This is a genomic window from Nitrosomonas eutropha (assembly GCF_900116685.1).
Taxonomy (GTDB): domain Bacteria; phylum Pseudomonadota; class Gammaproteobacteria; order Burkholderiales; family Nitrosomonadaceae; genus Nitrosomonas; species Nitrosomonas eutropha_A.
Map to the genome: position 1 here is coordinate 1 of NZ_FPBL01000023.1, position 9,040 is coordinate 9,040.

A 9,040-nucleotide genomic window follows, 5' to 3' on the forward strand; every position below is an offset into this window, starting at 1 on the left:
TTGCCTTGCTTGCGGCGCAAACGCCAGATGATGTCGTCCTGGCGCTCTCTTAAGTCATCGCTGATATAGCTGCCGTTGATTTTCTCCAGTGTGGAGAAATCAAGTTCATTAACCCAGTCTTCTTTCACAAAGCCACGCAGCAGGTCTGCCACCATTTCAGCGTGGGAAAACAGCAGTTTATATCCGTGATCGTGATTCATTGGACAAGTCTAACGGAAGCGGAAAAATAAAACAGGCGTGAATAAATTCCAGCTCATTTTCGCGAAACGGTGTCACCAGCGCAGCGATCCAGTGCCTTCGCTACCCTTCCTACTGGATTACTTCAACCCGTTGGGTTTCGCAATGTCGAATTCCAAATTTCTATTTGAACGAAATTTCATCAAATCCGGATGATTGTGTCACTGTAGCGAGCAATAACTGCATCATGCGTTAGCAACCGCATCGGCTCAATCAGCGCCTGTACAACCAGCATCCGATCAAATGGATCCTGATGGCAGGAGGGCAGCTCCTCCACAGCTATCACATGCTCTGTTTCAATAGACAGTAGTTGATAGCCTGATTCACGAAAATATAACGCGGCATCCTGACTGGAAACCGGCATCTCGCCCCGGTTCAATGCATGCCTGATTGCAATCTCCCACAAACTGACCACATTTACCCAAACACTTGTTTTAGACGACTCGATCAAGGTTTTTGCGCTTGACGACAACCCGGGATGATCTGTAATCGCCCATAAAGCAACATGCGTATCCAATAACAGATTCAAGGCGTCATTCTCCCGTAAATAACTGTGCAATTTCTTCATTGCACGTATCAATACTATCCGGCACTTCAAACTTGCCTTTGGCGATACCGATACGCGGGCCAGAAGATGTTTCTTTAATTGCAACCAGGCGAGCAGCCGGACGACCATTGCGGGCGATGATAATTTCACGCTCCCGTCCCTGTTCGATGGCATCTACCAAACGAGACAGTGAAGACTTTGCTTCCAGCATATTGACAGATTGCATCTTGAACTCCTCAAATCCAATAAAATTGAGTATTAGTCAAGCCTGGCTAATGTGCTTTTGCAAGCTGAAATGAATCTGATATTTTCAGCAAAAATACTTTCTGGCTGATAGAACAACTTTATCAAAGCAATTTAATCCAGAACCTGATTGGTCAATATGCTATTACCTGTTACATTCTTGTCTTAATGGAAGAATGCAGAAGATAAAATATTGTCAGAATAATCCGGAACCTGGTTCTCAAATTAATTCGTTTATGAATATGCAAATAAATATATTCATATAATTACAGCCATGACTGAAAGAATAATCAAAATTTTATTACTATTCATGACTTTGTTGGTGACCACACCTGTCACAGCGGTGGATGCCGTACCACGCATCAGTGATCGCGAAATCATCGAGTCACTGGTAGGGCAAAAGGCGCTGGAAGAAAAAATAGAGCTGCGCTTCATTATCACGCAAGAGCAAATGGATCAACGTTTCGATACTATCGGCCAGCATTTTGATACCACACAAAAACAGATTGATTATCGTTCTGAAGCCATTTTCTGAAGCCATTGATAAACAACTGGATTTCATCGAGCACCTGATGCTGGTGACGATTGCTGGCATATTCGGTCTGATTGGCTTTATCGTATGGGATCGTTTTCAACATTGCGCCCAATGGATACTCGCCTTAAACGTCTGGAGCAAGATCTGAAACGTGATCTGGAGCTGCAATCTCCTGAAGGATCAAAGCTTACGCGGCTGATTCATGCCTTGCACGAGCTCGCCAAGGAAGATAAAAGAGTTGAGGCGATTTTGCGCAGTTTTTCATTGCTGTAGATCAGTAACTATCCATTTTTCCTCAAAAGATGACGCTTGGCTCTACCTTGGAAACCTCTTCGCCGCACCATGTTTAAACTTGCATTACGTAATATTTTTCGACAGAAAATACACACACTCATGACGCTGGCTGCAGTCATCACCGGGATTGCCGGCATCATTCTGGCTGGGGGGTGGGTGCAGGATATCTACGTGCAGCTGGGTGAAGCACTCATTCACTCACAAAGCGGGCATTTACAGGTTTATCGTCAAGGATATTTTGCAGCCGGTTCCCGTTCTCCAGAAAAATTTCTAATGGATTCACCCGATACGCTTAAACAACACATTACCAACAATCCCGAAGTTAAGCAGGTAATGGCGCGGCTCAATTTTTCCGGCTTGCTGAATAATGGCAGGAGCGATTTGCCGATTATTGGTGAGGGTGTGGAGCCTGAGCTGGAAGCGGAATTGGGCAGTTCTGTACGTATCACAGCAGGACGGCAGCTGAATGACAGCGATGCATTCGGCATTCTGCTGGGAAAGGGTGTCGCACAGGCACTACAGCTAAAACCGGGAGACCCTGTAACACTTCTGGTCAACACACTTGATGGTGCGCTCAACAGCCTGGATTTCCAGGTGACCGGTATTTTTCAGAGTTTCTCCAATGATTTTGATGCGCGCGCAATCAGAATTCCCCTTGCTGCTGCACAGGAGTTGCTCGGCACTGGAGGGGTCAATGCACTCGTTATTTCACTGCAACATACTGAAGAAACTGATCAGGTTGCGGCAAAATTGAAGCAATGGCTGGATTCATCCCGGCTGGAAATCAAAACCTGGGTGGAACTGAACGATTTCTACGAAAAAACGGTGGAATTGTACAAGGGACAATTTGGTGTGCTGCAGCTCATCATTCTGGTTATGGTGCTGCTCAGTGTTGCCAATAGTGTCAACATGAGTATTTTTGAGCGTGTCGGAGAATTCGGCACGATGATGGCATTGGGAAATCGCAGCAATCAGGTATTCTGGCTGATTATCAGCGAAAATTTGCTGCTAGGATTAATCGGTGGCGGGCTGGGGACTTGTGTGGGAATACTGTTGGCCATGATTATTTCTGCCATTGGTATCCCCATGCCCCCTCCTCCCAATGCAGACATTGGCTATATTGCCCACATCCTGATCGTACCTTCCGTTCTGCTGCTTGCATTAGGCACTGGTTTTATTGCTACCGTGCTGGCGGCAATACTTCCGGCCAGGCATGTCTCACACGTACCAGTCGTTGATGCGTTACGGCAAAATATATAAGTGTAAAATTTTTCGACAAGATTTTACGCTCCCCTACTAGATTGTTGCTGGATCACCGCGTCGGCCATGCCTCCTCGTGAGGACGAAGTATGGTGTGTCGTCTTTGCGAACGCCAGCGGCGTGAAGTAATTCAGTCAGCCATTCGGTCGAAAAGTCACTGCAACAGGAATTACCAATCAGAAAGAGAAGCGCAGTTCGGTATACACCCTATCGCTGTTATCAAACCGGCCAAGCAATCCGGTGGGAGGGCCGTTGAAAATATCCGCCCCTACTGCCATCTTCCAGTTTTTGGCAAAGCTCCAGGTGAGGCGAGGGCGCAGCATCCACTCATCACGATTCAGGCTGTGGATCATCAGCATCTGCCCTTGAAAATCACGCCATAAATCTCCCTGCAGAAGAATACTGCCGCCACTTTCCCATTTATCCTGAAAGATAGCGCGATCATAGTCTAAATAAACGCGCTGAAAAAACTGCAGATTCAAGCGGATATCCCGTGGCAAAGTAAAATCCAGTCCCAGTGCATAATCGAGGGTATCCTGTCGCACCAGCCCATCCAATGCTGTCGGACGTGTCACATTAAAACGGCGTCCGTACGTGTAGACAAACTCCCCCTTAAGCACTGCCGGCCCCAGATCTTTAGTTACAGTGCCACCTGCCTGATCTATTTCACCATGCCGAGCCTGAAATAATAGAGGCTCCCAGGGTTGATTGACCCGGTAAAAAGTGGGGGTGGCGTCGAGGCTGTGATAATAAAATGCTGAGACATCCCAGCCATGCATTAATTGAGAAAGTCGGATTCCATAATTTGATCTGGAAATATTGCGACCGGAGCGATCTTCTTTCAAAAAGCTGACTGGTGCAGCAACGGGGAGCTTGAACGGATAAAAATCGGCTCCCGGCCGGCCAATTTCATCCAGGCTGGCAAACGGAATCCAGACAAAATCAGCATGAAAATCATTTTTGGTATATTCGGTGCGCACTGCCCATTGTGGAATACGCAAGATATCGAAATCAGGCAACACAAATTCGCGCATATCCTTGGCAGAAACGACGTCCGCAAAAAACAGACCGACCATTTCTCCCCAGACGATATGCTGGCGGCCAATACGAACGTCAAAATCAGCGATGGATACATCCAGATAGTTTTCCCGCAGAAACAGTTCCAGCCGCTGATCGCGACGTACCTGACGCGAGTAAAAATTGGATATGTCGTAGATGGCATCATAATCAAGACGGGCACTCAGCTTCCAGTTTATATTCGGACTCAGGTGTCCCAGATTGGATAACTCAGTACGCAAGCGCAGTTTTGAAGCATGCCGGGGACTGGCAACAATATCGGCGAACTCCAGTTGCGAAAACCCGCGCCAGGAAGACGTTTGCCGGAATGATTGCTGAGGTTCATTGGTATCTGCAGCATCATTCTCAAATAAATCATCCAGCGTGGAGACTTGTGCTATCTGGATAGTATCCAGTTGTGCTGGAGAAGCTGCTGTGGGGATCGACAAGGATACAGCCTTACCAGTGGCGGCGCAGATACCGGCACTATACCATGTCATCAATGACAACAGAAACAGTATCATCACCTTTCTGCATGTCAAGAACAGCAGCGGCATCTGGTCAGGCAACCATATCCTCTTCAACTAGCTGGCCATCTTCAATACGCACCAAACGTTCTGCCATTGCCATTACTTTGGCATCATGCGTTGAGAAGATAAAGGTAGTGCTGCTGTTGTGATTGATTTGTTTCATTAGCTGCAAAATATCTTCGCCTGTCTTGTGATCCAGGTTGGCCGTCGGTTCATCCGCCAGGATGATTTTTGGATGAGTGGCAAGTGCCCGGGCAATCGCGACACGCTGACGCTGCCCCCCACTCAGCTGATTAGGCCGATGCCGTGCAAACTCTCGCAATCCGACAATGTCGAGAAATTTTACAACCCGTTCACGGCGCTCGACGGCACTTAACTCTTTGAATTGTAGTAGAGGATATTCAACGTTCTCTTCTGCCGACAAAACTGAAAAAAGATTAAATGTCTGAAAAATAAAGCCGATAGTTCTAGCTCTCAGTTCTGATAACTGATCTGGTGTTTGTCCACTGGTATCCCGGCCATCAATATAAATCTTTCCGGAAGAAGGTGTATCAATGCAACCAATCAGATTGAGCAATGTTGATTTACCACTACCTGAAGGCCCAGCAATAGCGAGAAACTCCCCCAACTTGATTTGCAAGTTGATCTCTCTAAGTGCCTGAACCTGGCTGGTACCCAGGGTATATTTCTTGAATACGTTTTCGACACAGACAATTTCAGGGTAGTCTAACCCGGACACTTTATTCATGGAGATTGAAAATGAGGCAATATTCCTTGTTACTTTCATTAATAGCCGGTTTTTTCCTGTTGGCTTGGGGAGAAATATCATTTTCTTCCTCGGAAGACACAGTAAAAACCGACATTTCGGCCCAAAGTATACTGGAGAAAGCGGATGAAATTCGCTTTCCACAGGAGAGTTTCCAAGTCAATGTTGCTATCCGCACAACCTCCCCCGATCATGCAGAAGATCTCTATCGTTACCAGGTACTCTCTAAGGGAAACGAAAACAGCATCGTCAGAATTACCGAGCCCGCATCCGAGCGTGGCCAGACTATTCTCATGAAAGGGCGCGATCTGTGGATTTTTATGCCCAGTGTCTCGCAGCCAATCCGGCTGTCTCTTTCCCAACGGTTGACAGGTCAGGTTGCCAACGGTGATATTGCCCGCGCCAATTTTACTGGCGACTATCATCCACAGCTGTTGCGTAACGAATCTATTGATGGCGAGGATTACCATGTGCTTGAGCTCATCGGAGTAGATCGTTCAGTCACCTATCAAAAAGTTTTATTGTGGGTCAATCAATCCAGCTTCAGGCCCTATAAAGCAGAATTCTATTCAGTTTCAGGCCGCTTGCTTAAAACCAGTCGTTACGAAAATTTCGATGACATTCTCGGCGAGATGCGCCCTACTCGCATCGTGATGGAAGATGCGTTGAAATCAGATGAAGTTTCTATCCTTGATTATTCGGATATGAAACTGCGCGATCTGCCGGACAAGCTATTTACCAAAGATTACCTGAAAAGACTTGAATAAGTTAGCAGGTTAATTGAACCAGAGAGCAAGAGATTAGTGGCATAAACAGACGATATTTTCTCTGTTTGAGCAGTAAAAAGCCAATCTCTTGAAAAATTTCAGTCAATTTCCAAAAATGAGCAATCATGTTTACCCAGGAAACCACCCATTTAGGCACGTCTTTCAAGCAATATTTTGAAATCGTCCCTGCGCTTACTGAAGAATTAAAACGCGAAGCCTATCGCGTCCGCCATTCCGTTTATTGTGAAGATCTGCAATTTGAATTTTCACGACCTGATAAATTTGAAATTGATGAATATGATGCTCATTCGCTACATCTTCTGATTCGTAGTATCCACAATGATGCCTTTATTGGTTGCACTCGTATCATCCGTCCTCCGTCAAATAGTAATGACAGACGCTTACCATTTGAAAAGACTTGTGCCCAGACGCTCGATTACTCCATCATAGATCCATCAAAACTACCCGAAGACAAAATTGGTGAGGTTTCACGACTGGCCGTTATTGCAGCTTTTCGCCGACGGAAAGGTGAAAAAAATCACCCCATCAATATCTCTAAAGAGGACTTTGGTACAGGCCCAATGATGCGTTTTCCCTATATTCCGCTTGGGCTTTATATCGGAACAATTGAATTGGCGCGCCTATACGATATCAGAGTACTTTTTATGCTGACCGAAGAACGGCTGGCTAGCCATTTCAGCAGACTGGGTGCTCAATTGGAATCTATTGGTGCACCTATTGAGCATCATGGCCTGCGCTTTCCATCCATGGTAGAAATCAGCAATATTGTCAGCAGCATGCGGCCGATCTTTCGCCCGCTCTATCGGGAAATTGCACAGGACATCAAAGCTGGGATGAGTCGAGTAAACCAGCAATCAATAAATCCTGTGCCAATCAGTACCCACACACCAAGCCACGCATCAACCTGATACGCAAAAGCTATAACGCAATTCCATTCTCTTCATTATGCAGTCCGTTCTACCACTCATCCTTCAGCATTAATCTTCCTGCACCAGGCGGTCGATCTTCTGACCGGCTGCAGGAGTCCTGTCCGGATTCAGATATTTTTTCGTAATTTCTGTAACAAAACTGTCACCAGGCTGTCACTCGCCTGTCACTCGCTATCAAGATAATTCCGACGACTGTATCAATACATCTTCACGGTTTTTGAAACAGTCCACAAGAATAATTTTAATTACTATTCTCAGTCATGGTGATCGACGTATATTTCTATACTTTAATAACAGGATAAAAATTAAACAAATGATGGCAAAAATTACAAGTATCAGGTCATTTGCACTGCTCACATTTCTTGTATTACCCACCTTGTCTGTTCCGCTTCCGGTCTGTGCAGAAAAACTTATCCTCTACATGGATACCGTCACCAAACAACTTTATGCAGAGCCGGGTGAAAACAGGATCAAGCTGGGCATATTCCAGCAGGTGGAAGAAACGGTATCCAAATCCCCAGCCGAAGAAAAGTCCAGACCGGATGAATCACCCACCAGACATGCTGAAACCAGATCCGCACAAGATAGCGAACAGCGCGTAGAGACGCAGTCTAAACAAACAAACGAACAAATCAAACATGCATCGGGAACCCCTGTACCCTCTGCAGAAAAACCCAAGGAAGAAAAAAAATGGTACGAAAGAATCAGCATCAAGGGTTATACACAATTCCGCTACGGAAAAAGTCTGTGGGGAGACAATGATGGCGCATCCTACTGGCAGGACAAATCTGCCGGACCGGATAAATCATCCTTCTTGATCAAAAGAGCGCGCCTGGCTCTTTCCGGGGATATTACCGATTATCTCTATTTTTACTTACAGGCAGATCTTGCCAGTAGCGCCATCTTAAGGGATGCTTATGGTGACCTATTTTTCGATAAAGGCAAGGAATATCGGGTTAGGGTCGGACAATCAAAAATTCCGCTCGGCTTCGAAAGCTTACAATCCAGTTCAGAGCGTCTCGCACTTGACCGCACCGATGCAATGGACTGTTGTAATGAGCGAGACATCGGTGCATTCTTTATGTGGACGCCCACCCATGTACAAGAGCGGTTCAAAGCAGCGAAGAAACTGAAAGGCACGGGTGACTACGGTATGTTTTCCTTTGGTACTTTTGGTGGCCAGGGGCCCAACAATGTTGACCTGAATAACGGAGTGCATATAGTAGGCCGTCTCACCTATCCATTCCAGTTTGGAAACGGCCAGCTTATTGAAGTAGGTGCATCCGCTTACCACGGTCGTTATGTTCCGAAATATGATAAAACCAAGATTACGGGTGTACCTGAAAAAGGTATCAGAGATGAACGTGTCGGGGTGCACGCTATACTTTATCCGCAACCCTTTGGCTTGCAAGCTGAATGGAACTGGGGAAATGGCCCCAGCCTAAGTGACGATAAGAAAACGATTACCAACCATTCCCTCAACGGCGGCTATGTTCAGGCAATGTATAAATACGATGGATTTCGTTGGGGAACCTTACTTCCATTCGTCAAATGGCAACGCTATAACGGTGCACTGAGACTCCAGGATAATACCCCCCAGGATCGTGTAAAAGATTGGGAATTTGGGGTAGAGTGGCAGATCTCACCGGCAGTTGAACTTACAGCGGAATATCATATGATGAACCGTACTGACATAAAAAATAACGAACGATTCAAAAGTGATGTCGTGAGATTTCAGGTGCAGTGGAATTATTTCTAACCTGAGTTCGGGATAAGCCCTCAAGCTTTGACCAAGGTATTGACTCTGGTGAGATTCAAGGTTGGTTTGTTATCGGACAAACAGTAAGCGACGATA

General features: G+C 46.1%; 11 protein-coding genes. 6 read left to right on the forward strand and 5 right to left on the reverse strand.

Annotated features, from left to right (window positions below; genetic code table 11):
* From BM331_RS11170 to BM331_RS11180, 3 genes are all read right to left on the reverse strand, one after another.
* Positions 1-200, reverse strand: a 200-nt coding sequence (locus BM331_RS11170) for an Rpn family recombination-promoting nuclease/putative transposase (protein ID WP_143100942.1), incomplete at its 3' end; no start/stop codon positions are given.
* 179 nt (positions 201-379) lie between these two features.
* A complete protein-coding gene (locus BM331_RS11175; RefSeq protein WP_074929538.1) occupies positions 380-766 on the reverse strand; it encodes a type II toxin-antitoxin system VapC family toxin in 387 nt (128 codons plus the stop codon).
* 4 nt (positions 767-770) lie between these two features.
* A complete protein-coding gene (locus BM331_RS11180) occupies positions 771-1,010 on the reverse strand; it encodes a type II toxin-antitoxin system Phd/YefM family antitoxin (protein WP_074929539.1) in 240 nt (79 codons plus the stop codon).
* Between the two features lie 327 nt (positions 1,011-1,337).
* On the opposite strand from BM331_RS11180, the gene BM331_RS11185 reads away from it, so the two are divergent.
* From BM331_RS11185 to BM331_RS11195, 3 genes are all read left to right on the forward strand, one after another.
* Positions 1,338-1,562 (forward strand): hypothetical protein, encoded by a 225-nt coding sequence (locus BM331_RS11185; protein ID WP_218154585.1) that lies wholly within the window; start codon positions 1,338-1,340, stop codon positions 1,560-1,562.
* 84 nt (positions 1,563-1,646) lie between these two features.
* Positions 1,647-1,835, forward strand: coding sequence for a hypothetical protein (locus BM331_RS11915; RefSeq protein ID WP_074929541.1), 189 nt, complete (start codon positions 1,647-1,649; stop codon positions 1,833-1,835).
* Positions 1,836-1,904: 69 nt separating this feature from the next.
* Positions 1,905-3,116 carry an ABC transporter permease gene (locus BM331_RS11195; protein ID WP_074929542.1) on the forward strand — a complete coding sequence of 404 codons (1,212 nt, stop codon included), beginning with the start codon at positions 1,905-1,907 and terminating at the stop codon, positions 3,114-3,116.
* A 176-nt stretch (positions 3,117-3,292) separates the two neighbouring features.
* Here BM331_RS11195 and BM331_RS11200 read toward each other — a convergent pair whose 3' ends face one another.
* Both BM331_RS11200 and BM331_RS11205 read right to left on the reverse strand, forming a co-directional pair.
* Positions 3,293-4,696 carry a DUF1302 family protein gene (locus BM331_RS11200; protein ID WP_256214905.1) on the reverse strand — a complete coding sequence of 468 codons (1,404 nt, stop codon included), beginning with the start codon at positions 4,694-4,696 and terminating at the stop codon, positions 3,293-3,295.
* Positions 4,697-4,733: 37 nt separating this feature from the next.
* Positions 4,734-5,450, reverse strand: coding sequence for an ABC transporter ATP-binding protein (locus BM331_RS11205; protein WP_074929544.1), 717 nt, complete (start codon positions 5,448-5,450; stop codon positions 4,734-4,736).
* An 11-nt stretch (positions 5,451-5,461) separates the two neighbouring features.
* Here BM331_RS11205 and BM331_RS11210 point away from each other — a divergent pair, with 11 nt between their 5' ends.
* From BM331_RS11210 to BM331_RS11220, 3 genes are all read left to right on the forward strand, one after another.
* A complete protein-coding gene (locus BM331_RS11210; protein ID WP_074929545.1) occupies positions 5,462-6,235 on the forward strand; it encodes an outer membrane lipoprotein-sorting protein in 774 nt (257 codons plus the stop codon).
* Between the two features lie 125 nt (positions 6,236-6,360).
* Entirely contained in the window at positions 6,361-7,164 is an 804-nt protein-coding gene (locus tag BM331_RS11215) for a PEP-CTERM/exosortase system-associated acyltransferase (protein WP_074929546.1), read from the forward strand.
* 334 nt (positions 7,165-7,498) lie between these two features.
* Positions 7,499-8,944 carry a porin gene (locus BM331_RS11220; protein WP_074929547.1) on the forward strand — a complete coding sequence of 482 codons (1,446 nt, stop codon included), beginning with the start codon at positions 7,499-7,501 and terminating at the stop codon, positions 8,942-8,944.
* The last annotated feature ends 96 nt before the right edge of the window (positions 8,945-9,040 follow it).